Consider the following 22,993-nt stretch of genomic DNA (forward strand, 5'->3'; position numbering starts at 1 on the left):
CTTAGGAAGCGCTGCGCGCCCGCGCCAGCATGATCTGCTTCTGGCGCTCGCGGAACCGGGCCTTATCCGCGTCCGAGGTTTCATGCACACACTGATGGCAACTGACGCCGGGCTCGTATTCCGGGCGTTTCACGTCTTCGGGCAGAATCGGGCGTCGGCATCCGTGGCAAAGCGCATGCGGCCCTTCGCGCAGCCCGTGTTCGACACTGACCCGATTGTCAAAGACAAAACAGGACCCGTTCCATCTGGTCTCCTCCTCCGGCACCTCTTCGAGGTACTTCAGAATGCCGCCCTTGAGGTGGTAGACCTCATCAACCCCCTGTCCCAACAGGTAATTGGTTGATTTTTCACACCGAATGCCGCCGGTGCAGAACATCGCGATTTTCTTGTTGTGAAAGCGCTCCTTGTTCGCCTCCCACCACGCCGGAAAACCGCCAAAGCTCTCTGTTTTGGGGTCGATGGCACCGTCAAAGGTACCAATCGCCACTTCATAGTCGTTGCGCGTATCGATCACCGCGACATCCGGCGCCGAGATCAGCGCGTTCCAATCCTGCGGATCGACGTAATGCCCGACGCGGGCGCGCGGGTCGACGTCCGGCTGCCCCATGGTCACGATTTCGCGTTTGAGGCGGACCTTCATCTTGCCAAATGGCGCGTGATCGCTGGTTGCCTCTTTCCATTCCAGATCACTGCACCCGGGCAAGGCGCGCAGATGCGCGAGAACCGCATCAATGCCCTGACGCGATCCAGCAATGGTGCCATTCACACCCTCTTTTGCCAGCAACAACGTACCCTGCACGCCGTGGGTATTGCAGAGCGCCAGCAGATCGGGCCGGAGAGCATCCGGATCGTCAAAACGGGTGAAGTGATAGAGGGCAGCGATGGTGTACATGGGCGGTCAGATATGACGCGCCTGCGCCGCTGGCAAGAGCGTATGTGAGCCGCCCATCTCGCGCGCCATATGCAGATGCCATTGACGCACCCCGCGACGCACCTTACCCACAAGAGGACCAATGGAGGGATGCGCATGACGCAGGCTCTGATCGTGATTGATCTGCAAACGGATTTCTGCCCCGGCGGGGCGCTGGCCGTGCCCGAGGGCGATGCCATCGTTGCCCCGATCAACGCCCTGATCGCGGAGGCGGAGGCGGTGATCCTGACGCAGGACTGGCATCCTGCCGGGCATTCCTCTTTCGCGTCCTCGCATGACGGCAAGGCGCCCTACGACATGATAGACATGCCCTATGGCCCGCAGGTGCTCTGGCCCGACCATTGCATTCAGGGCAGCCTTGGCGCACAATTCCATCCAGAGCTGCATGTGGACCGGGCGGATCTGATCATTCGCAAAGGCTACAATCCGCAGATCGACAGCTACTCCGCATTCTTCGAAAACGATCATACTACTCCGACCGGCCTTGAGGGGTATTTGCGCACCCGCGGCATCGATGAATTGCTCATGGTGGGGCTGGCGCTGGACTTCTGCGTGAATTTTTCCGCTGTTGACGCGGCAAAGCTGGGCTTCAAAGTGCGCGTGCGCGAAGACCTGTGCCGCGCCATCGATCTGAACGGATCGCTGGAGGCGGCCCGCACGGGCATGCAGGACGCTGGCGTGACACTGGAGGCCAACCATGGTTGATATCGCCACCCGCGTCTGGAACCACAAATGGAAGATCGATCCGATCGTCCGGTCGCTGATCGATACGGATTTCTACAAGCTGCTGATGTGCCAGTCGGTGTTTCGCAACAAACCGGGCACGCGCGTCACCTTCAGCCTGATCAACCGCTCCAAACATGTGCCGCTGGCCGAATTGATTGACGAGGGCGAGTTGCGCGAGCAGCTGGATCACATCCGGTCCCTCTCCCTGTCGCGCGGGGAAAGCACTTGGCTGCGCGGCAATACGTTTTACGGCAAGCGCCAGATGTTCCGCCCGGATTTCATGGAATGGTTCGAAAACCTGCGCCTGCCGCCCTATCACCTGGAACGCAAAGGCGACCAATACGAGCTGACGTTCGAAGGCACCTGGCCCGAGGTCATGTTGTGGGAAATCCCTGCGCTCGCGGTCTTGATGGAATTGCGGGGCCGCGCCGTTCTGGACCAGATGGGCAAGTTCGAACTGCAGGTGCTTTATGCCCGCGCAATGACCCGCGTCTGGGAAAAGATCGAAGCGATGCGCGACATTCCTGACCTGTCGATTGCCGATTTCGGCACACGCCGGCGGCACAGCTACCTCTGGCAAGATTGGTGCGTGCAGGCGATGCAGGAAGGCCTGGGCTCTGCGTTCACCGGCACCTCAAACTGCAAGATCGCGATGAACCGCGAGCTGGAGGCCATCGGAACCAATGCGCATGAGCTGCCGATGGTCTATGCCGCGCTGGCCAAAACCGACGCGGAACTGGCGCAGGCCCCTTATGACGTGCTGTCCGACTGGCATGATGAGCATGAGGGCAATCTGCGGATCATTCTGCCCGATACCTTCGGCACCAAGGGGTTTCTGGACAATGCGCCGGATTGGCTGGCCGGATGGACCGGCATTCGAGTGGATAGCGGTGATCCCGCGACCGCGGCAGAAACCGCCATCGCTTGGTGGAAAGCGCGGGGCGAAGATCCCGCCACCAAGCGGATCATTTTCAGCGATGGGCTGGACGTGGACAAAATACGGTCTCTGCACACTAAGTTTTCAGGCCGGGTGAATGTCTCCTTTGGCTGGGGGACGTTGCTGACCAATGATTTCAGAAACCTGGTGCCCGAAGACCGGCTCGCCCCGTTTTCGCTGGTCTGCAAGGCCGTTGAAGCCAATGGGGTGCCTACAGTGAAGCTGTCGGACAACCCCAACAAAGCAATGGGTCCTGTCACCGAGATTGAACGCTACAAGCGCGTCTTCCATGTGGGCGAGCAGGCAGCACAAGAGGTGATTGTCTGAACAGCACACATGCGCCCAACCCCCTTAGTCATGGGGTGGCGAAGCCGAGCACGCGGCGCGTCATCTATGTGGACACCGACGCGCTGGCGCACCGGGTCAGATCATCAGCCTTGCGGGTAACTTGTTTGCGCGGATAGACGTTTTCGGCCCCTTTGGGCAGCAACAAATGCATCACATCATTCCGCCGCCGAATACCGACACCTGATTTCTTGGCCACCCTGTAGAGGTTGATCAGAACGGTGGGTTTTGACCAACCGGTCTCGGATTCGATTTGATCTGATGTCGAACCCTGCCCCAAAGCATCGATCAGATAGGCCGCAACCGTGCCCTCTTCGGGCAACATCACATCGGCTCTGTGGCGTGCCGGGCGTACAAGAATGCGATCGGAATTGCGATGCGACAGGGCGGTAATGCGCCCGGATCGTGCGAGTTGTAATGTCATAGAAAACTTCCCCCATCAGAACAGGTGATCAAAAAGAGAATTGGACTGGCACCGAAATGAACTGCCGCCAAAACAACCGAGGGGACGGCCAATATGCCGCACTCTTTCACGCACCGCCTAAAACTGCGGTGCCGCAGTGAATTTTTGAGGTACATTTACCAACTCCCCAAGCATTGCCCCACCCAGATCGTCGAAAACGGTTGGACCTCGCCGCCAGTACCTTGGCGCCAACCTCACCCAATTTACGCCACAGTTTTGCTCGAATTCAATGAATCCCTGCATCCGTCGACCATATGGAAACACTGCACGCAAACCGGTGCGATTGGGTGTTTGACCAACCCCAATTTTCGCGTTCCCGCATCGATTGAAAGTTGAATTAAAGTATTAAAAACAGCCGTTAACGGTGACTTTCCCGCTCCCCGAGAAGAATTCCATCTGCAATTGAAACCGGTCTGAAAAATCCGAATCGCCGGCGAAAACCAGGTTGTTTCGCGGCGTCCTGACAGGTCGATCTGTCGTGAATTGTGACCAGATTGTGGCATTTGCCACCTCCAACCCTTTGGGTGAGCGGCCTGCAAGCCCACAGTATTTCGGATAGAGGGACGGAGCCTACGCGGTGTGCGCATGAACCGCCACTCGAATGCCACAACCCGCGTTCGTTTTCGAAATTACGCGCGTTTTGTGACGATTTTTGTCGGTTTCGCTTGAGAACAGGCGCAAACTAAACCAGTTATTGGGGAACTTTTCAGACCAAAAGATCAGGAGTTCGCGTGTCCCTCTTCCTAATCGTTGCTTTGCCGTTCTTTGGCGCATTGTTACCTGGTCTGATGAACTCCGCGGGCCGTCAGGCCTGCGCGGGGGTCACTTTCACGGTATCGCTGGCGGCTTTCATCGGGCTCCTGACGAACCTGCCCGCCGTCATCGCGGGCGATCTGGTCACGGCGCGCGTGGATTGGATACCCGCGCTGGGTCTTAACTTCACGCTGATGCTGGATGGTCTGGGGTTCTTCTTTGCGCTGCTCATCCTGGGCATCGGATTGCTGATCATCGCCTATGCGCGCTCCTACCTCTCGCGCGACGACAATATGGGCGAGTTTTTCACCTATCTGCTGCTCTTTCAGGGCGCGATGGTCGGGATCGTGCTGAGCGACAACATCCTGCTTTTGCTGGTTTTTTGGGAACTGACCTCGCTCTCCTCTTTCCTGCTGATCGGCTACTGGAAACACCTGCCGGAAGGACGGCAGGGCGCGCGCATGGCGCTGACCGTGACCGGTATGGGCGGTCTGGCGATGATCGGTGGCATGCTGATCCTGGGCCAGATCGTGGGCAGCTATGACCTCAGCGTCATCCTGCAGAACCGCGATCTTATCCAGGCATCGCCGCTCTACCTGCCTGCGCTGCTGCTGATCCTGCTGGGCTGCTTTACCAAATCCGCCCAGTTTCCGTTCCATTTCTGGCTGCCGCACGCGATGGCCGCCCCCACGCCGGTTTCCGCCTACCTGCACTCCGCGACCATGGTGAAAGCCGGTATCTTCCTGATGTCGCGCATGTGGCCGGTGCTGTCGGGCACGCCGGAATGGTTTGTGATCGTGACCACCGCCGGGCTGATCACCATGGTGCTGGGCGCGATCATCGCGCTCTTCAAACATGATCTCAAAGCGCTGCTCGCCTTTTCCACCGTCAGCCATCTCGGTCTCATCACCATGCTCTTGGGCACCGGCACCGCCTTTGGGGCAATGGCCGCGATGTTCCACATCCTCAACCACGCTACTTTCAAGGCCGCGCTCTTCATGTCCGCCGGGATCGTCGATCACGAAACCCACACCCGGGACATTCGCCGTCTGGGCGGGCTGCGCCACCTGATGCCGATTACCTTCACAATCGCCAGTATCGCGGCCCTGTCGATGGCGGGGATCCCCCCGCTCAATGGGTTCCTGTCAAAAGAGATGATGCTGGAAGAAGCCAACCATACTGTTCTCTTCAACTCCCATTGGTTTGTGCCCGGTCTGGCGGTATTCGGGTCGATCTTTTCCGCGGCCTACTGCTTCCGTCTGATCGGACATACCTTCCTGGGCAAGGTGCGGGACGACTACCCGGCCAAGCCGCATGATCCCGGCGCAGGCATGTGGCTGCCGCCGGCAATTCTGGTGGTGCTGGTCATCACCATCGGCGTCGCACCCTTCCTGGCGGAACCCTTCGTGAAACTCGTCACCGCCTCGGTGCTCGGTGATACCGCAGAGGTGCCAAAAGCCTACTTCAAGATCTGGCACGGGCTGGTACCGGCCCTCTACATGTCGATCATTGCCACGGTCGGTGGTCTGATTTTGCTCGCGATCTATCGTCCCGCGCTGCGCCTCTGGGACGGCACACCACGGCCCGAAGCAAAGGTGATCTTCGAGGGCCTCGTCGAAGCCATCGTGCGCGTGGCCAAAGGCTTCATCCACGGGATGCACAACGGTGCCTTTTCCCGCTACGGCGCGATCATGATGATGACGGTGATTATCGCCGGATATTACGCCTGGACAACCGGAACGGTCGGCACTGCGACACGGACAATGCAGCCGGTGACCCCGGTGGTTGTCGCCGGGTGGATCATGCTGGTCGCCGCAACCATCGGCATGGTGTTCCTGCACCGCAACCGCCTGATGTCGCTGATCCTGATCGGGATCGCGGGCCTGATGGTCTCCATCGGATTTGTCTTCTTCAGCGCGCCGGATCTGGCCATGACGCAGATCACCGTCGAAGTGGTCACCATCATCCTGCTGCTGCTGGCGCTGAACTTCCTGCCCAACCAGACGCCGATTGAAAGCACGGTCATGCGCCGGTTTCGCGACAGCGCCGTTGCCCTTGCGGGCGGTCTGGCAACAACCGTCATGGCCTATCATTTCCTGATGCGCGACGCGATCACGGCGCCGATTTCGGAATTCCACCTCGCCAACTCCTACAAGGGCGGCGGCGGCACCAATGTGGTGAACGTGATCCTTGTCGACTTCCGGGGCTTTGACACCTTTGGCGAGATCATCGTGCTGGGCATTGCCGCCCTGCTAATCTACGCGCTGACCGAAACGCTGCTGTCTGGCCCGGTGCGGGCGCGTCTGTTGAACCGCACGCCCGATCAGCCGCGGGCCGGTGACATGCATCCGATGATGATGGTGGTGCTGACCCGGGTGATGATGCCCGTGGTGATGATGGTGGGTTTCTACATCTTCCTGCGCGGCCATAACGAGCCGGGCGGTGGCTTCATCGCCGGGCTGGTCGTCTCCATCGGGGTGGTGATGCAGTACATGGCAAGCGGCTTCAACTGGGCCTCGGCGCGGCTGCGCTATCCCTATCATGGGGTCATCGGCGCTGGCGTGCTGGTTGCCGGGTTCACCGGGATCGGATCGTGGTTCGTGAGCAAGCCCTTCCTGACCTCCGATTTCACCTATGTCCGCATCCCGCCCTTCGAGAAATTCGAGCTGGCAACGGCAGCGCTCTTTGACGTGGGCGTCTTCCTCGCTGTTGTCGGTGCCGTCATGCTGTCGCTGGAGAGCTTCTCCCGCCTCGCACGCCGCGCGCAGGTGCCCGATACAGAGCATCCGATGGACATCGACCCGTCCCGCAGCGATCCCCCTGACCCTGCACTCACAACGGCAAAGGAGGGCGTGTGACATGGAGCTTCTCGTTGCATCCGGCATTGGCATTCTGACCGCAGGCGGTATCTATCTGGTGCTGCGCCTGCGCACCTTTCCGGTCATCCTGGGCATCTCGCTGCTGACCTATGCGGTGAACGTCTTCCTCTTTGCCTCCGGACGGCTCGCCATTGGCGCAGCCCCGGTGCTGATCGACGGCGCAGAACGCTATACCGATCCGCTGCCGCAGGCGCTGGTGCTGACCGCCATCGTGATCTCCTTTGGCATGACGGCCGTTGTGGTCATGATCGCGCTGGGGGCGTTCCTGGGATCGGACGATGACCATGTGGATGATCCCGCGGCGGAGGATGCCACGTGACCCATTGGATTATTGCACCTGTTATCCTGCCCGCGATTCTGGCGCCCTTTATAGTGCTCGCCGCACGGTATCACATTGGGATCCAGCGCGTGTTTTCCGTGGCTGGTGTCATGGCCCTGATCGCCGTGGCGGCGGGCCTGGCCTGGACTGCCTCTGACGGCACGATCATCCTCTATCAATTGGGCGATTGGGCGGCGCCTTTCGGCATCGTGCTGGTCGGCGACAGGCTCTCGACCCTGATGGTGCTGCTGACCGCGGTGCTGGCGCTCTTTGTCCTGCTCTATGCCATTGGATCGGGCTGGGATGACCGCGGGCGGCATTTCCACGCGCTGTTCCAGTTCCAGCTGATGGGGATCATGGGCGCCTTCCTGACCGGTGACCTCTTCAACCTCTTCGTGTTTTTCGAAGTGCTGCTGATCGCCTCCTACGGGCTGATGATCCACGCGGGCGGTAACGCGCGCCTGCGCGCGGGCGTGCAATATGTGCTCTTCAATCTGCTGGGGTCGACGCTTTTCCTCTTCGCCCTTGGGGCGCTTTACGCGGAAACCGGGACGCTCAATATGGCCGATGTGGCCCAGCGCGTCGCCCTGGTCGATCCAAGCGAAACGGTTGGTATCCGGCTGGCGGCAGTCTTGTTGCTGCTGGTCTTCGCGATCAAGGCTGCTGTGGTCCCACTACATTTCTGGCTGCCCTCAAGCTACGCCGAAGCACCCGCCCCGGTCGCGGCCCTCTTTGCGATCATGACCAAGGTCGGCGCCTATGCGATCATCCGCGTCTATACGATGATCTTCCACCCCGAGCTTGAGGTGACCGCCGGGCTGCAAACCGCATGGCTGCTGCCCGCCGCGATGATATCGCTGGCGATTGGCATGATCGGCATTCTGGCCGCGAAACACCTCGACCGTCTGGTCGCCTTCGCCGTGATCGGGTCCATGGGGATGGTCATGGTGGCGATTTCGATGTTCACCCAGACCAGCATCACCGCAGCGCTATACTACACGGTGCACTCCACGCTCGCGGCCGCCGCGCTCTTCCTGATCGTCGATCTGGTGGGCACGGGCCGGGCTGACCTGAAGCTGACCGCACAACCCACTCTGCCCGGGGCCGCGCTGACATCCGCGCTCTTTATGGTGGCGGCCATCGCCATGGCGGGCCTGCCGCCCTTGTCTGGCTTCGTCGGTAAGCTGCTGATTCTCGATGCGGCCTTCCCGACCTCCACCGCAGCGTGGATCTGGGCGGTTGTGCTGATCTCCAGCCTGATTGCCGTGGTCGGGTTCTCACGCGCGGGCAGCGTGCTTTTCTGGAAGGCCAAATCCCTGCCACCACCCGAAGAAGATCCTGAAGCGGAAACAACAGCAGCACCCGCCGTGCTGTCCTATTGCGCGGTCGGCGGCCTGCTGACCATGCTGGTGGCGCATACCGTTTTTGCCGGGCCAGCCACGGCCTACATGGCCTCGATCTCGCAACAACTGTTCAACCCCGAGCCCTACATCTCGACGGTTCTGGAGACACCGGGCAAGCTCAGCAAACCGACGGAGGGACATTGACATGATGAAAGCATATCGCTGGCTCTTGCCGCACCCCCTGGTCACGCTGCTGCTGGCCGTTGTCTGGACCGTCCTGCAAAACGACATCTCTGCGGGCATGATTGTCTTTGGCCTCATCCTCGGCGTGATCATCCCCTGGGGGACCTCGATCTGGTGGCCCGACACGCCACAGGGCTTTCACATGGGTAAGATGATCACCTACACTCTCATGGTGCTCTGGGACATCATGGTCGCGAACGTGCAGGTGGCCTGGATTGTCCTGACCCGACCCAATTCGAAGCTGCGCCCGGCGTGGATCGTTGTCCCGCTGGAATTGCGCCAGCCCGAAGCGATCACAATCCTTGCAGGGACCATTACCCTGACGCCGGGCACAGTCTCTGCGGATCTGTCAGACGAAGGGCACAGCCTGCTGGTCCATGTTCTGGATACCGATGACGCCGACGCCGTGCGCGACGAGATCAAACACCGCTACGAGCGCCGCCTGAAGGAGATTTTTGCATGAGCCTTGCAACCGATCTGATGAATATGGCGCTGATCCTGGCCTTTGTGGTCGTCTCCGTCGCGCAGGCGATGTCGATGGTAAGGCTGATCATTGGGCCAAGCACCGGGGACCGCATTCTCGCACTCGATACGATGGTGGTGAACGCCATCGGGCTGATTGTGCTGCTGGGCATTGCGCAGGGCGTCCGCGTCTATTTCGAGGCGTCGATGATCATTGCCATGCTTGGGTTTGTTTCAACCGTCGCCTATGCGCGCTTCGTTTTGCGGGGGGACATCATCGAATGACCGCTGAAATTATTGGAATATACGCCGTTACCGTGGCGCTTTTGGTTGGGGCTGGCTTCGCACTTGTCGGGGCCATAGGTCTGGTACGGTTCAACGATTCAATGACCCGGATGCATGCGCCGACCAAGGTCGGTACCGTGGGCATCGGCTCCCTGCTGCTGGCCTCGATGATCCATTCCTATACCTTTGGTGACGGGTCGATGCACGAAGTGCTGATCATGGCCTTTCTCTTTGTAACGGCCCCGATTTCCGCGAATTTCATCGCCAAGGTGAACATTCACAAACGCGCCTGCGACACGCCACCCACGCCGCCGCGCGACGATACCTGGTCCACGCTCAGCATACCGGAAGCAGATCGCGAGATCGCGGAGCCGAAACAGGGGTAGGCCGGGCATAACCTGCACGGGCCGGCAAGCCGCCCGCACGTCCTTGAGTATTCGACGCCTACGCCACGCTGGCCTTTTGCGCCGCGACGTTGCGGGCCACAAGATCCTTGTAAAGGCCGCGAATGCGCAGGGTCATCGGCCCCGCGCCGCGGTGATCGCCGATGGGTTTGCCGTCGATCTCCGCCACCGGTGTCTGTGCGCCAAAGGTGCCCGTCAAAAACGCCTCCTCCGCCCCGTAGGCCTCATAGAGGGAGTAGTTTTTCTCCCGCACCGGGATGCCGTTCTCGCGACACAGATCAATCACCTTCTGCCGGGTGACGCCGTTCATGCAATAGTCCCCCGTCGAGGTCCAAACCTCGCCCCGACGCACGATGAAGAAGTTGCAGGCGTTGGTCGTATTCACAAACCCATGCGGGTCCAGCATCAGCGCCTCATCCGCCCCGGCCTGCTCCGCTTGCAAACAAGCGATCACACAGTTCAGCTTCGAATGGCTGTTGTATTTCGCGTCCTGGGACATCGGCAGCCCGCGCACCTGGGGCACGGTCGCCAGTCGGATACCGCGCGTGAGCAGGCTATCCGCTGGTTTGGAGTGCTCCAGAATCGCGGTGATCGTCGGGCCGGACCGGCTGAGCCCCGGATGCTGGAACGGTTTGACCTTTTTGCCCCGCGTAATCATCAAACGGCAATGCGCATCCGTGGTCATGTCATTGGCCGCTGCGGTCGCGTTCAGCGCCGCCAGCACCTCCGCTTTGCTCATGCCAATGTCGATCGACACCGACTTGCAGGCATTGAAAAGCCGATCCATATGCTCGTCAAAAAAGGCCCAGACACCATCGTAAAGGCGCAGCCCTTCCCACATGCCATCGCCCAGCATGAACCCGGAATCGTAGACTGACACCACCGCTTCCTCACGCGGTACAATCTTGCCGTTCAGGTATATCTTGATGTCCTTGTTGCGCAGATCTTCGTCGGCATCATGGGTTGAATGGCTTTGGGGGTGTTCGTTCATGGGCTGGCAGATCCTCGGGTGCTTTCAGACATGGATATCGGGCGGAGACGAGCCCCGCCCCGATCAAGGTGTTATTGGATCAGACCCGCTTCACGGAAATACTTCTCCGCACCGGGATGCATCGGCGCTGATAGCCCATTTACCACCATTTCTTCCTTTTTAAGGTTGGCAAAGGCCGGGTGGAAGCCTTTGAACGTGTCAAAGTTCTCAAATACCGCTTTGACCATTTCGTAGATCACATCGTCGGAAATCTTCGAGGATGTGACGAAAGTCGACGGCAGCCCGAAGGAGGGCACATCGGCGTCCACCCCACGATAAAGCCCACCGGGGATGGTCACATGGCCATAATAGGATTTGCTATGCACCAGGTCATCCACTTCCGGCCCCGCCACCGGGATGATATTGATGTCACAGGTCGTCGCCGCTTCGAGCACGTTGGCCACCGGGTTGCCCGCAACCATCAGGAAGGCATCGATCGAATTGTCGCAAAGTGCGGAGGATTGCTCGGCTGATTTCAATTCGGTCACGAGGCCAAAGTGATCCATATCCCAGCCCATCGCGGACACCAAAACCTCGGCCGTGCCGCGGGTCCCGGAACCAAGATTGCCGAGATTGACGGTTTTACCTGCCAGATCCTCCATCGAGGTGATACCCGTGTCTTTGCGCGCGGCGATGATCACGGTATCGGGGTGCAGAGAGAACAAGGAACGCAGCTCTTCATAGGCGCCGTCTTCCTCGAAAAGGCTGGTGCCGTTCATCGAATGGAATTGCCAGTCGGACTGAACAATTCCCATTTCCAACTCGCCCTGGCGAATTGTCCGCAGGTTGTAGACTGATCCGCCCGTGCTTTCGACCGAACAGCGGATGCCGTGGGTCTTTCTGTCCTTATTGACCAGTCGGCAGATACCACCACCAACCGCATAATAAATGCCAGTTACGCCGCCGGTGCCGATGGTCAGAAATTCTTCGGCCTTCACGGCGGTGCCGGATACCGCCAGGACCGCGATGGTTGCCAAAGCCGATAGGCCTGGCCGGGTGTGACCGATCATGTTGTGAATTGAGAGCATGAATAACCTCCTTGTTTTCTAAGTTTTTTGCACAGAGCCGCCCGCGCGGAACCGACCAAGAGAGTAGTCATGTCCAAAGGTTATCTTTTGCGGCGGGGCCACAAGCCGGGCGAATCCTTATCCGCAACAGTAGAATGCGCGAGTCATATTGTCGACAATTTATAATTATGTCGACAATCACTAAGTAACGAACAAGACTTCAGTGACGGTCGACGGTGGTGCCACTCAACCTTTGCCACTAGATTTTCTAAAGCGCTATCGCCCCACAGGCGCAGCAATGCTATTGGAGCAATGATCCGCCCAATCTGGAACAACAATGAAAAACGACACCGCAGACGCCAAACCGCCCAGCGATACTCTCAAGGACCGAACACTGGACACCTTGCAACAGATGATCGTGATGGGTGATATGGCACCGGGCTCGAAAGTCCTGGAAACTTCGGTTGCCACGTCGCTGGGGATCAGCCGCGCGACCCTGCGAGAGGCCATGAACCGCCTGGTCGAGGTCGGCCTGCTTGTGAACCTGCCGTTTCGCGGGACGTATGTGCGCAAACTCGACCGTGTCGATCTCACCGAAATCTATTCACTGCGGGCGGGGCTTGAAAAAATCGCGTTCCAGATGTGCTGGGACAAGAGAAATCTGGTTAATCTGGCAGAACTGGAGTTCAGAAACGAAGTCCTCTGCGACAAGATTTCGGAAAACGATCCTTACGGTGCCATTTCAAGCGAATTGCACCTACACAGTTGGTGCTATGAGCTTTCGGGGCATGGCCTCCTGTTGCAAAGCTGGGAAAGGCTCAAGCCGAATTTGCAGTTCTATTTTGCCATGCACCAAAAGGCTCATGGGCGTGGCGGCCCCCTGCGGCAATCGCACGACGACTACATCCGTCTTGCGAAGGGCGACGATCTGGAGGCCATGTTGGCCCATCTCGACGATCACATGCGGCAGGGTCTCGCGAAAACGCTGGAAATGACCGACTGGTGATCTGTTCTCACGCGCAGGACGCTTCAGCCTGCAGGACACCCCGACATCAAAACGCAGCGTTCTTGGCAACAAGAATGCGCAGATCGCCAACCGTGTCGAATCCGGCGCTGCGGGCGTGCTCCAAATCCATTCCGGATTCGTAGCCGACGATCGGCAAACCCGGCGCGATGGCGGCGATCGCCGCGGTTGCCTGCGAAAATGCTGCGCTTGGGGCGGCGCGGGCAAAGACATTCGAAAGACCAATGCAATTTTCAGACTGGTTCGCGATGCATCCTGCCCCGATTTCCCCACCTGTTTTCAGACCAAAGAAGAACATGTCGTCCCGGTTCAATAGATCTGCGGTGAACATGCGGCGCTCTGTGGCTGACCCGTTCTTTTTCCAGCCTTCTTCCCACAGCGCCAAATCCGCCTGGGTTTCAATCGGTTGCCAGTGACTGGCCATCGTTTGCACGCCAGCATCCCGCCAGATCCACGATGCGCCAAACAACGTGTCGAACCCATGTGTCGCCAAATCCAACTGGCAAAAACTGTCTTTCAGGCCAACCGCACCCTCGAATTGCGCCGCGATATGGTTGATTTGTTGAATGATTTCAGCCTCGTGGTCCGGCGACAGCACCGTCAAATTCGAGTAAAAGGGCAGCGGACGATCCTTCCCCACAAACGCAAAAGACAGACGCTCATAAGCCAAACCATGCGCGGAGAACATCGCCTCATAAAGATCAGCATTGTTGTGGGCCGCGATAACGGCCCGATGGTCCACACTCATGCACCGATCCTTTTTGTGGTGCCCGGAAACGCCAACCGCGCCAGAGACCATCGTCTCACATGAGTTTAGACATCAAGGAACCGGGAACAACTCATTCCTCACGTGGGTTCTTTGGCTTACCCGGCCCGAAACGGCGCAGGAAAGTCACGTAGGAAAACCCGAGATCCGCCGTATTGCAGAGCTTTTGACCGCTGGTTTCGGTGTGCAGTGACAAGCCACCCCAGGCGATCTTGAGAAAATACCCATGACGCCGCAGACGCTCATCAAGATCAGCCCAGTCAGTTGCATCCGCCATGTCGCGAAACAGCAACCTCTGCAACGCAAAGATCAGGCGTTCGTCGGTGATCTGTGGCGTTCTCTGGTTGCCTTTATGCGCGGCCACATGGGCGACAAGAACGTCTTCCACGATCTTGCCAACGGTCCCTTCCTGTTCGGTGGCCATGTCATGCACGGCGAGCATCAAATCAGATGGCAATTGAATCGTTACGGTCCGGGTGTTCATACCGCCGAGGATTCCTTAATTCTGGTTAAGAAAGGGTTTAAAACCGCTCCGCTCTGAGCACTTCGCAATCCACAATGCTGACCACACCGATGTGGCGTTCTACAACGCTGAAAGCAGCTTCGATCAGCTTGTCGACATTCTCCGCTCGAACGATGCAAATTACCTGCACCATCCCGCTCGCGCGGCCAATCTCGCCCGCCCGGACCCAGGCGCCGGACCGACCTGAACCGCCAAGAACCGGCAGGACTGTAAATCCGGTCACCCCGGCCTTGATCAACGCCTCCGACAACCGCGATTGCATGATCGCTTCGATGGTGATTTCAACCCGTTTGGCTTGATGCGTTTGCATGATGTCAGGCTCCTGTCAGGGCGGTGGCAAACGCGACATATAGCGGGATGCCCAGCGTCAGATTAAACGGAAACGTCACGCCAAGCGAGAGCGTGAGGTAGATGGAGGGGTTGGCTTCGGGCAACGCGACGCGCATGGCCGCCGGCACAGCGATATAGGAGGCCGATGCAGACAGCACCATCATCAACGCAACGCCCCCGGTGGAGAGACCCAGCAGCAGGCCAGCGCCCAGACCGAACATGCTGCCCACGACGGGCATCAGGAGACCAAATGCGAGAACGCCCGGGCTGAGCGCACCACTCCGCCCGCGCAGGCCTCTCCCCGCGACGAGGCCCATGTCCAGCAGGAAAAGGCAGAGCACACCTTTGAAGGGGGCCACGACGAAACTGGATATCTCCGCCAGACCTTCTTCACCGGTTGCCCAGCCGATGAAAAACGCCCCCACGAGCAGAACGATGGATCCGTTGAGCAGAATTTCACGCCACAGATCGCTGTCCATCCGCCGCCCGTCGCCCCCGCGTGAGATCAACCAAAGTGCGGAGAGGATCGCCGGTGCTTCCATCGCCGCAGCCACGGCGACCATGTAGCCTTCGGCGGCGATGCCACTGCTTTCCAGGACGGATGTGGCCGCAACAAAAGTTACAATTGAGATAGAACCGTAGTGCGCCGCGACCGCCGCCGCGTCCAGCCGCGAGAGTTTGGTCATCACGTTGAGTAACCCAAACGCGACCATCGGCAGCGCGGCGGAGAGGATGACACCGGCCAACAGGGTCAGCCCCAGTTTCGCGTCAATACCATGGGCGGAAACGCTGACGCCCCCTTTGAAGCCGATGGCAAACAGCAGGTAGATCGACAGCGCTTTGGCGGCTGCTTCCGGAACGCTGAGGTCAGAGCGGGCCAGCGCGGCTGCAACGCCAAGGGCAAAAGACAGGATGATCGGCGACAGCAGGTTGTTCGCGGCCAGCGTTAAAATCTGTTCCATGGGCGCTCCCAAAACGTTGCGAACGCAAATAGAAACGCTCGTTCAATTGATCAAGGTTAAACCGGTTGGAAAACCTGCTTTTCAGGATTGAAATACTCCAGCCCACCCTCGCCGATATCCGTCCAGAGACCATGCAGGGTTAACAGACCATCACCTACCCGGGATTTCACAAATGGGAACGTCAGCAGGTTCTCCAGACTGGTCAAAACTGCATGTTTTTCAAGCTGTTGCGCCTGGGTGACTGGATCTTTTTCAGCAGCAACAAGATCGAACTTTGGCTTCAGAATGTCCATCCAGCGGCCGACGAAACTGTTTGGCCCTTCAAGCTCCGGCGCATGACCCTTGCACATGTCGATACATCCCTGAATCCCACCGCAACTAGAATGTCCCAGCACGATCAGATGCGCAACATTCAGCATGTTCACCGCATATTCAACCGCAGCGGATGTGCCGTGATGATCGCCATCCGGTTGATAGGGCGGCACGAGGTTTGCGATGTTCCGGTGAATGAAAAATTCACCCTGATCCGCGCCAAAAATCGAGGTCACATGGACGCGGCTGTCGCAGCAAGAGATCACCATCGCGCGCGGATGCTGTCCGTCGCTGGCAAGGCGTCTATACCACGCTTTGTTCTCCGCGTAGCCCGTGGCTTTCCAGCCGTGGTAGCGTTGTACCAGATAGCCTGGAAGCGGTTTTACTTGGTTCATTTCCATCCCGTTCGTCAGTGCGGTAGAGAGCAATTATACGCAATTCATATTGAATTCGAGGGAAAACAGCCCGACGCCTCAACACTTTGGATAGATTTTCCATGCGATACCTCACGCGTGCCGTGGGGGCATAAAAGGGTGAGAGTAATGGATCAGTTCCTGAAGATCAGGCTGAAAGAGACCGTGCATGTCGATCAGGATCGACTTGCAGCGCTTTATGCTGAGCTTGGCGAAGCTGGCGCAGAAGACGTGGTGTGCCGCGCGATGGAGGAATTGGCGTTGCGGCTGTCCCATTGCAGCCGCCTGCACGCGGCGACGAATATGGTTGAACTGCGCAAATGCGCCAGATCGCTGATCGCAATTGCAGATCAGATTGGCATGCACGTGCTGGCCCGCGTAGCCAACGATGTCATCGACGCAATCGACAGCGAAGATGGGCCTGCCATCGCGGCGACCCTTGCGCGTCTGATCCGTATCGGCGAGCAATCTCTGACGGCAATCTGGGACTTGCAGGACATCACAATCTGAAGCCTTGCACAGAGGGCATGACAGTCTAATCTGGGGATAACTTCGCCCGAAAGGCCCCAGCGCATGAACCTGCCCTCCTTTGCCGATCCATCGGATTCGGCCCTGCCCGTCCACATCATTGCGCAATCCGAACTGGACGACTGGCTGTCGCAACAGCCCGAAAACGTCGCGACGTGGGTTGCAACGCATGGGTTCAGGGGCGCGATCGGTCAGGCATTGATTATTCCCGATCACACCGGGGCACCTGCTTTTGCTCTGGCGGGCTACGGCTCACCGGACACACGGGCGCGCGGGCGGTTTCATCTGGCCGCCGTGTTCTCGAAGCTGCCGAAAGGCATCTACGCTATTAGCTCCGGGCTGCCCGCCGAAGAGGCGGAAGTCGAGGCACTCGGGTGCCTTCTTGCTGGCTATCGGTTTGATCGGTACCGCGAACAAACAGCGATGGGTGCGCAGCTTGCGCCACCGGATGGTATCAACGCGACCGAGCTGCAGGCCATTGCTCACGGCGAAGCCCTGACGCGCAATCTGATTAATACACCGGCGTCAGACATGGGGCCGGACGATCTGGAACAGGCTGCCCGCGATCTGGCCGAGCGACATGGTGCGCAAATCAGTGTGATCTCTGGCGATGATCTGTTGGCTCAGAACTTTCCGATGATCCACACCGTTGGACGCGCCGCAGCGCAGGCACCGCGCCTGATCGATATCTCCTGGGGCGAGGCGGGTCCAACGATCACGCTGGTCGGCAAAGGCGTTTGCTTCGATACAGGTGGTCTGAACCTCAAGCCCGGTGCGTCGATGGGCTTGATGAAAAAGGATATGGGCGGGGCCGCCGCCGTGCTCGGCCTTGCGCATATGATCATGTCCACGGGCCTGGCCATCCAACTGCGCGTGCTGGTTCCGGCCGTGGAAAACTCTGTTTCAGGCAATGCATTCCGTCCCGGCGACATCCTGACATCGCGGAAGGGTCTGACCGTGGAGATCAACAACACGGATGCCGAAGGGCGGCTGGTTCTGGCAGACGCGCTTGCTTTTGCGCAGGAAACCGGACCAGATCTGATCGTGTCCATGGCAACATTGACGGGCGCGGCGCGGGTCGCGGTTGGCCCCGATCTTGCGCCCTATTACTGCGATAATGAGCGGTTTTCAGACCTTTTGGACGCAGCGGCGCAAACCCAAGCTGACCCAGTTTGGCGCATGCCGTTTCATACCCCTTATGAGGCGATGATCGAGCCCGGAATTGCCGATCTGGACAATGCGCCGAAGGGCGGATTTGCCGGATCCATTACCGCCGCTCTCTTCTTGCGACGTTTCGTTGACACATCGACCTACGCGCATTTTGACATCTACGGCTGGCAACCCAGTGATGCACCGGCGCGACCAAAAGGCGGCGTTGGTCAGGCCACGCGCGCCCTGCTAAAAACACTGCAAGAAATGGCTGGGCAATGAGCGATCCGCGCACAACACCTGACCCGGACCTGGTCCAATTGTCCAAGCCGATGCAGATCAAATCGAGCATTGCCGATTTGCACCGCGCGCCGACCGGAGCACGCGACCGCCAGCTGATCTATGGGGAACATGTCACGGTTCTTCAGGAGGCGGGCAGCTGGCAGCTCGTGAGAGCCGAAAAAGATGGGTATTGCGGCTACGTCAGATCAGACATGCTCGGACTACGCACAGACGCCACGCATATTGTAACGGCGCGCTCATCGCAGGCCTATGAAGCAGCCGACATAAAATCTGCCGATCAGATCGCCCTGTCGTTGGGCAGCAGAGTGACCGCGCAATCCGAAACGGCCACCTTTGTTGAAACAGAGCTTGGGTTTATCCCGCGTCAACATCTGCATCGTGTCTCGGATGTCGCCATTGATCCTGTCGCTATCGCCTCCCTGTTCCTGGGCACTCCTTATCTTTGGGGGGGCAATAGCGCCTGGGGGATTGATTGTTCGGGATTGGTGCAGGCGGCCTGCCTGATGTGTAACATGCCTTGCCCCGGCGACAGCGATCAGCAGTTCGATCATCTGGGAGATTTTGTGACAGAAGGGACAGATTACATCCGCGGCGATCTGCTGTTCTGGAAAGGACATGTGGCTTTTGTCTCCAGTCCTACAGTGATGCTTCACGCAAACGCGGGTCACATGGCCGTTGCCGAGGAAGATATAAAGACGGGAATTGCACGTATCGCAGCACAGGGTGATGGTCCCGTTACGGCGCATAAACGACTGGATCTGTCCACAGGATAAGACTTAAGTGCTGAGCAAGACGCCTGTAAGTATTACATAAGGCGGGCTTGTGACCGAAAGCGGCTAGTCGACGGCGCGGATCAATTTGCGTTCCAGCACCCGCAATACTGTTTTCAGATCGTGGCCGCGGCGCAGAATTTGGCCATCCATGCCCACAATCGAGTACATTCCTTGTTTGTCCCGCATTTTGGGTCGTTTTTCGATCCTGTACATGGGGTTTTCCGCTGTGCGCCTGAAAACGGAGAACACAGCGACGTCCCGCAAACAGGAAATTCCATAGTCACGCCATTCACCGGCGGCAACAAATCGTCCGTAAATTGAGAGGATCACCGAAAGTTCTGTGCGGTGAAAAGCGACCTGCTCGTTGGGAAGGTGATGCAGATTGCTGGGCGGAGGCACCTGAAAATTCATACCTAAGACTTGCGCTCTTCGTCGTTCAAATCAAGCCCCGAGGTTGCAATATACAGCGCAGCACTTTCATGTTACAGATTTTCTCAGGTAGGGAGAATTCGGAAACACATATGTCAAGTGGACTATTGCCGCAAGCGCGCGCCGAAAAATGTGCGGTGCTGATGATGGAAAAAGACGCTGCAAGCCAAACTTTAGGAATGGAAATCGAAAAGATCGCGCCCGGTCGTGCTACGCTCTCCATGACCGTAACAAAGGATATGCTCAACGGGCATGGGATTTGTCATGGCGGGTTTACTTTTGCGCTGGCGGATTCCGCCTTCGCCTTTGCCTGCAATACCTACAATCAGCTGACGGTCGCGCAGCAAAATCAGATCACCTATTTGAAACCAGGACAGTTGGGAGAACGCCTGACCGCAACTGCCGTCGAAGTTTCGCGCGCGGGGCGATCCGGCATCTATGATGTTGAAGTCACCAGCGACAACGGAAGCTGCATTGCGCAGTTTCGCGGCTTGTCACGCACTGTCAAAGGCCAACACTTTCCCGAAAACGGAGACCTGACATGAAAGATCTCACACCCGCACCGAAAGCGCTTGATCCCATTGAAATCGCCAGCCGGGATGAGATAACCAGCCTTCAGACCGACCGCCTGAAATGGTCCCTCCGACACGCTTATGATAATGTGCCGTTTTACAAACAGAGTTTTGATGATGCAGGCGTGCATCCTGATGATCTGAAAACCCTGTCAGATCTGGCAAGGTTTCCCTTCACCGTAAAGACGGATCTGCGCGCGCATTATCCATTTGGCATGTTTGCAGTGCCGCGCGAACAACTTGCCCGCATTCACGCATCATCCGGCACGACCGGTCAGCCCACCGTGGTCGGATATACTGCGCGCGATCTGGAAAACTGGGGTAATTTAGTGGCAAGGTCCCTGCGCGCGGCCGGATTGAGACCCGGCGACTTATTGCACAATGCCTATGGATACGGCCTCTTTACCGGTGGTCTCGGCATTCATCTGGGCGCCGACGCTCTTGGGCTGACAACCGTGCCCGTTTCCGGCGGCATGACGCCACGCCAAGTGCGTCTCATCGAGGATTTTCGACCCAACGGCATTACGGTCACGCCCTCCTACGCTCTCTCAATTCTCGACGAATATGCAGCTCAGGGCGTTGACCCGCGCGCGTCATCACTGGACGTCGGTATTTTCGGCGCAGAGCCTTGGACGAACGCGATGCGCACCGAAATCGAGCAGGCATTCGATATGCATGCTGTTGATATCTATGGCCTTTCAGAAGTCATGGGCCCCGGCGTATCTATGGAATGTGTCGAAACCAAAGATGGTCTGCACATTTGGGAAGATCACTTCTTTCCCGAAGTGATCAACCCCGAAACGGGCGCGTTGGTGGGGGAAGGCGAACAGGGTGAGTTGGTTTTCACATCACTCACCAAAGAAGCTTTTCCAATCATTCGCTACCGCACTCGCGACCTGACCCGCCTTTTGCCCGGAACTGCACGCTCGATGCGACGGATGGAAAAGGTCACCGGCCGCTCGGATGACATGATTATTCTGCGCGGAGTAAATGTCTTTCCCACCCAGATCGAGGAGGCCTTAATGGCCACGCCGGGCCTTGCGCCACACTTTCAAATCGAACTGACCAAACCAGATCGCATGGACAAGATGCGCATTCTTTGTGAGGCCGCCGACCCTGCGTTAAACACGGAGGATTGCGCGGCAAGTGGCAAGGTGCTGGCCGCAAAAATCAAGCAGACCATTGGAATCAGCGTCGACGTTGAGGTCGGAAGATCCGGCTCCGTCGCCCGCTCCCAAGGCAAAGCTGTCAGGATCTTAGACAATCGCAAAGAAGTGTGACAGATAGCTGCTCAGTCGGTTGCAGCCTGATCGGGAACTTGTGCATACTTGAACTCAAGTCCCGTTTATGGTCCTCAATGCAAGTGTTGTCGGCAAAATCAGGAATTGCGCAGTGGCCCAAAAATCTGATCGAATGTCAAAGCTCAGAAAGTACATCCGTAAGGGTGAGTTGGGCATAGAAGTTGCGCCATATTGCAGGCTGATCGCACCTAAAAACGATGGATATCAAACCATCGCTATGGACGTTTATGACACCGAAACGATCCGCAGGAGAGCATCGCGGGACTCGACTATTGAAGCGGAAAAGATCTCATTAATCGAAGATGTTGATGTGGTCGGTGACGCAAGTGATATCGCAGCATTGACCAAATTAGCTCGCAACGATCAACCCATCAGTTACGTTGTATCTTCACATAATTATGAACATCTGCCCAACCCAGTTAATCCCTCATGTGGTACGCTGAAGTCTTTCAGGAGACAGCGTGCTGGGTAGACCACTCCGAACTAACGCGTTTGCTTCGATCGCTTCCGATATCCCGCACGTTTTTCGGATTGGTCAGACGCTTATCATTCATCATCTGAGTTGCATGTATCAAACAAGTTTCCCTGCGCGCCAATACTCTCCTGGTGACCTTGTCGCTTCAGCGACGTCAGAGGTCAAATTCCACCATTTAGAGTTTCTTATCTAAGGCGACATGAGCCGAATTCGCTAGTGTGCCTTTAGCAGCACGCTGTCTTGCTCGGACACTCCAAGTAAATCGCTCAAAAGTAACTGCGCACCAAACTACCAGCGATCAAACTCCACCCATCGGCGATAACGAAGAAGGCGAGCTTAAACGGAAGCGAAACGATTACAGGCGGCACCATCATCATACCCATCGACATAAGAACTGCCGCAACAACTAGATCGATGATCAAGAACGGCAGGAAGATCAAAAACCCGATCTGAAAAGCACGAGAAATCTCCGATAACAGAAAGCTGGGAACCAGCACCGACAGCGGCGCATCAGGCGTTGGCGTCGCATCAATTGTGTCGGGTCGCAATTCGGCCATTGCGAAAAACGTGTCTGGATCAACGCGGCCAGCCATAAACACCCTGAAAGGCTCCAGTGTACGAACAAAGGCCGTTTCAATATCAATCAGTTCATCGTTCAATGGCATGATACCTTGGGTCCAAGCAGCAGTAAAAACCGGTTCCATGACAAAATACGTCAAGAACAATGCGAGGCTTACAATGAGCATATTCGGTGGGGATTGCTGCAACCCGATCGCTTGCCTCAGAATGGACAAAACAGTCACCAAGAAGGGAAAACAAGTCACCATGATGGCCAAGCCCGGTGCTAGGCTTAGCACGGTGATCAACGCGAACAGCTGAATTGTGCGTGCGCTGATCGAGTCGTTTTCTCCCAGGGAGAACGCAACTTCTTGCGCGCTGACCTCGATCGGAAGAGCTGCAAACCCCAAAGCGAGAATGCAAAGTAATGTGCGAAGCTTCATAGAAG

The 22,993-nt window shown here is 57.7% G+C and carries 26 protein-coding genes; 15 read left to right on the plus strand and 11 right to left on the minus strand.

Annotated elements, in window-relative coordinates:
• Position 1: 1 nt before the first annotated feature.
• The gene (locus Q1A63_RS01245; protein ID WP_298968585.1) at positions 2–892 is read right to left on the minus strand and encodes a rhodanese-related sulfurtransferase; all 891 of its coding nucleotides are present in this window, start codon (positions 890–892) and stop codon (positions 2–4) included.
• Positions 893–1,027: 135 nt separating this feature from the next.
• Here Q1A63_RS01245 and pncA point away from each other — a divergent pair, with 135 nt between their 5' ends.
• On the plus strand, positions 1,028–1,636 hold the full coding sequence (pncA, locus tag Q1A63_RS01250; RefSeq protein ID WP_298968587.1) for a bifunctional nicotinamidase/pyrazinamidase: 609 nt from the start codon (positions 1,028–1,030) through the stop codon (positions 1,634–1,636).
• A complete protein-coding gene (gene pncB, locus Q1A63_RS01255) occupies positions 1,629–2,921 on the plus strand; it encodes a nicotinate phosphoribosyltransferase (protein ID WP_298968588.1) in 1,293 nt (430 codons plus the stop codon). Before pncA ends, pncB begins: the two co-directional genes overlap by 8 nt.
• Positions 2,922–2,985: 64 nt before the next feature.
• Here the strand turns inward: pncB and Q1A63_RS01260 are convergent, their stop codons facing one another.
• Positions 2,986–3,363, minus strand: a complete 378-nt coding sequence (locus Q1A63_RS01260) for a hypothetical protein (protein WP_298968590.1) — start codon at positions 3,361–3,363, stop codon at positions 2,986–2,988.
• Between the two features lie 770 nt (positions 3,364–4,133).
• Between Q1A63_RS01260 and Q1A63_RS01265 the strand changes: the two genes are divergently transcribed.
• From Q1A63_RS01265 to mnhG, 6 genes are read left to right on the plus strand one after another with little or no spacing between them, the layout of a single operon-like run.
• The gene (locus Q1A63_RS01265) at positions 4,134–7,013 is read left to right on the plus strand and encodes a monovalent cation/H+ antiporter subunit A (RefSeq protein ID WP_298968592.1); all 2,880 of its coding nucleotides are present in this window, start codon (positions 4,134–4,136) and stop codon (positions 7,011–7,013) included.
• Between the two features lies 1 nt (position 7,014).
• On the plus strand, positions 7,015–7,353 hold the full coding sequence (locus Q1A63_RS01270) for a Na+/H+ antiporter subunit C (RefSeq protein ID WP_298968594.1): 339 nt from the start codon (positions 7,015–7,017) through the stop codon (positions 7,351–7,353).
• Entirely contained in the window at positions 7,350–8,900 is a 1,551-nt protein-coding gene (locus tag Q1A63_RS01275; RefSeq protein WP_299630408.1) for a monovalent cation/H+ antiporter subunit D, read from the plus strand. Before Q1A63_RS01270 ends, Q1A63_RS01275 begins: the two co-directional genes overlap by 4 nt.
• 1 nt (position 8,901) lies before the next feature.
• Positions 8,902–9,402 carry a Na+/H+ antiporter subunit E gene (locus Q1A63_RS01280; RefSeq protein ID WP_298968598.1) on the plus strand — a complete coding sequence of 167 codons (501 nt, stop codon included), beginning with the start codon at positions 8,902–8,904 and terminating at the stop codon, positions 9,400–9,402.
• Positions 9,399–9,686 carry a K+/H+ antiporter subunit F gene (locus Q1A63_RS01285; RefSeq protein WP_298968599.1) on the plus strand — a complete coding sequence of 96 codons (288 nt, stop codon included), beginning with the start codon at positions 9,399–9,401 and terminating at the stop codon, positions 9,684–9,686. The genes Q1A63_RS01280 and Q1A63_RS01285 overlap by 4 nt, the downstream gene beginning before the upstream one ends.
• On the plus strand, positions 9,683–10,072 hold the full coding sequence (gene mnhG / locus Q1A63_RS01290; RefSeq protein ID WP_298968603.1) for a monovalent cation/H(+) antiporter subunit G: 390 nt from the start codon (positions 9,683–9,685) through the stop codon (positions 10,070–10,072). Before Q1A63_RS01285 ends, mnhG begins: the two co-directional genes overlap by 4 nt.
• Before the next feature lie 58 nt (positions 10,073–10,130).
• Here mnhG and Q1A63_RS01295 read toward each other — a convergent pair whose 3' ends face one another.
• A complete protein-coding gene (locus Q1A63_RS01295; protein ID WP_298968605.1) occupies positions 10,131–11,081 on the minus strand; it encodes an aminotransferase class IV in 951 nt (316 codons plus the stop codon).
• Positions 11,082–11,152: 71 nt separating this feature from the next.
• The gene (locus Q1A63_RS01300; protein ID WP_298968607.1) at positions 11,153–12,148 is read right to left on the minus strand and encodes a TAXI family TRAP transporter solute-binding subunit; all 996 of its coding nucleotides are present in this window, start codon (positions 12,146–12,148) and stop codon (positions 11,153–11,155) included.
• A gap of 316 nt (positions 12,149–12,464) precedes the next feature.
• On the opposite strand from Q1A63_RS01300, the gene Q1A63_RS01305 reads away from it, so the two are divergent.
• Positions 12,465–13,133, plus strand: coding sequence for a GntR family transcriptional regulator (locus tag Q1A63_RS01305; protein WP_298968609.1), 669 nt, complete (start codon positions 12,465–12,467; stop codon positions 13,131–13,133).
• Positions 13,134–13,179: 46 nt separating this feature from the next.
• Here the strand turns inward: Q1A63_RS01305 and Q1A63_RS01310 are convergent, their stop codons facing one another.
• The 5 genes from Q1A63_RS01310 to Q1A63_RS01330 all read right to left on the minus strand — a co-directional run bounded on the left by Q1A63_RS01310 (position 13,180) and on the right by Q1A63_RS01330 (position 16,439).
• Complete coding sequence (locus Q1A63_RS01310) at positions 13,180–13,899, minus strand: hypothetical protein (RefSeq protein WP_298968610.1); 720 nt, start codon at positions 13,897–13,899, stop codon at positions 13,180–13,182.
• A 91-nt stretch (positions 13,900–13,990) separates the two neighbouring features.
• Complete coding sequence (locus Q1A63_RS01315) at positions 13,991–14,401, minus strand: hypothetical protein (RefSeq protein WP_298968612.1); 411 nt, start codon at positions 14,399–14,401, stop codon at positions 13,991–13,993.
• A gap of 37 nt (positions 14,402–14,438) precedes the next feature.
• Positions 14,439–14,750, minus strand: coding sequence for a P-II family nitrogen regulator (locus tag Q1A63_RS01320; protein WP_298968614.1), 312 nt, complete (start codon positions 14,748–14,750; stop codon positions 14,439–14,441).
• A 4-nt stretch (positions 14,751–14,754) separates the two neighbouring features.
• Positions 14,755–15,732 carry a sodium-dependent bicarbonate transport family permease gene (locus tag Q1A63_RS01325; RefSeq protein WP_298968616.1) on the minus strand — a complete coding sequence of 326 codons (978 nt, stop codon included), beginning with the start codon at positions 15,730–15,732 and terminating at the stop codon, positions 14,755–14,757.
• A gap of 56 nt (positions 15,733–15,788) precedes the next feature.
• Complete coding sequence (locus tag Q1A63_RS01330) at positions 15,789–16,439, minus strand: carbonic anhydrase (protein ID WP_298968619.1); 651 nt, start codon at positions 16,437–16,439, stop codon at positions 15,789–15,791.
• Between the two features lie 147 nt (positions 16,440–16,586).
• Here Q1A63_RS01330 and Q1A63_RS01335 point away from each other — a divergent pair, with 147 nt between their 5' ends.
• The 3 genes from Q1A63_RS01335 to Q1A63_RS01345 all read left to right on the plus strand — a co-directional run bounded on the left by Q1A63_RS01335 (position 16,587) and on the right by Q1A63_RS01345 (position 19,210).
• Entirely contained in the window at positions 16,587–16,967 is a 381-nt protein-coding gene (locus Q1A63_RS01335) for a hypothetical protein (protein WP_298968621.1), read from the plus strand.
• Between the two features lie 63 nt (positions 16,968–17,030).
• Entirely contained in the window at positions 17,031–18,416 is a 1,386-nt protein-coding gene (locus tag Q1A63_RS01340; RefSeq protein ID WP_298968622.1) for a M17 family metallopeptidase, read from the plus strand.
• Complete coding sequence (locus Q1A63_RS01345; protein WP_298968623.1) at positions 18,413–19,210, plus strand: NlpC/P60 family protein; 798 nt, start codon at positions 18,413–18,415, stop codon at positions 19,208–19,210. The genes Q1A63_RS01340 and Q1A63_RS01345 overlap by 4 nt, the downstream gene beginning before the upstream one ends.
• A gap of 63 nt (positions 19,211–19,273) precedes the next feature.
• Here the strand turns inward: Q1A63_RS01345 and Q1A63_RS01350 are convergent, their stop codons facing one another.
• A complete protein-coding gene (locus Q1A63_RS01350) occupies positions 19,274–19,621 on the minus strand; it encodes a DUF2794 domain-containing protein (RefSeq protein ID WP_298968624.1) in 348 nt (115 codons plus the stop codon).
• 68 nt (positions 19,622–19,689) lie between these two features.
• Between Q1A63_RS01350 and paaI the strand changes: the two genes are divergently transcribed.
• The 3 genes from paaI (at position 19,690) to Q1A63_RS01365 (ending at position 21,984) form a co-directional block, all read left to right on the plus strand.
• Positions 19,690–20,184, plus strand: a complete 495-nt coding sequence (paaI, locus tag Q1A63_RS01355; RefSeq protein WP_298968625.1) for a hydroxyphenylacetyl-CoA thioesterase PaaI — start codon at positions 19,690–19,692, stop codon at positions 20,182–20,184.
• On the plus strand, positions 20,181–21,491 hold the full coding sequence (gene paaK, locus Q1A63_RS01360) for a phenylacetate--CoA ligase PaaK (protein ID WP_298968626.1): 1,311 nt from the start codon (positions 20,181–20,183) through the stop codon (positions 21,489–21,491). Before paaI ends, paaK begins: the two co-directional genes overlap by 4 nt.
• 67 nt (positions 21,492–21,558) lie before the next feature.
• Entirely contained in the window at positions 21,559–21,984 is a 426-nt protein-coding gene (locus Q1A63_RS01365) for a hypothetical protein (RefSeq protein ID WP_298968627.1), read from the plus strand.
• A 269-nt stretch (positions 21,985–22,253) separates the two neighbouring features.
• Here Q1A63_RS01365 and fliP read toward each other — a convergent pair whose 3' ends face one another.
• Positions 22,254–22,988: a flagellar type III secretion system pore protein FliP gene (fliP, locus tag Q1A63_RS01370; protein WP_298968628.1), complete on the minus strand. Its 735-nt coding sequence runs from the start codon at positions 22,986–22,988 to the stop codon at positions 22,254–22,256.
• Between the last annotated feature and the right edge of the window lie 5 nt (positions 22,989–22,993).

It is taken from the genome of uncultured Roseobacter sp. (assembly GCF_947499265.1).
In the GTDB taxonomy this organism is placed as follows: domain Bacteria; phylum Pseudomonadota; class Alphaproteobacteria; order Rhodobacterales; family Rhodobacteraceae; genus Roseobacter.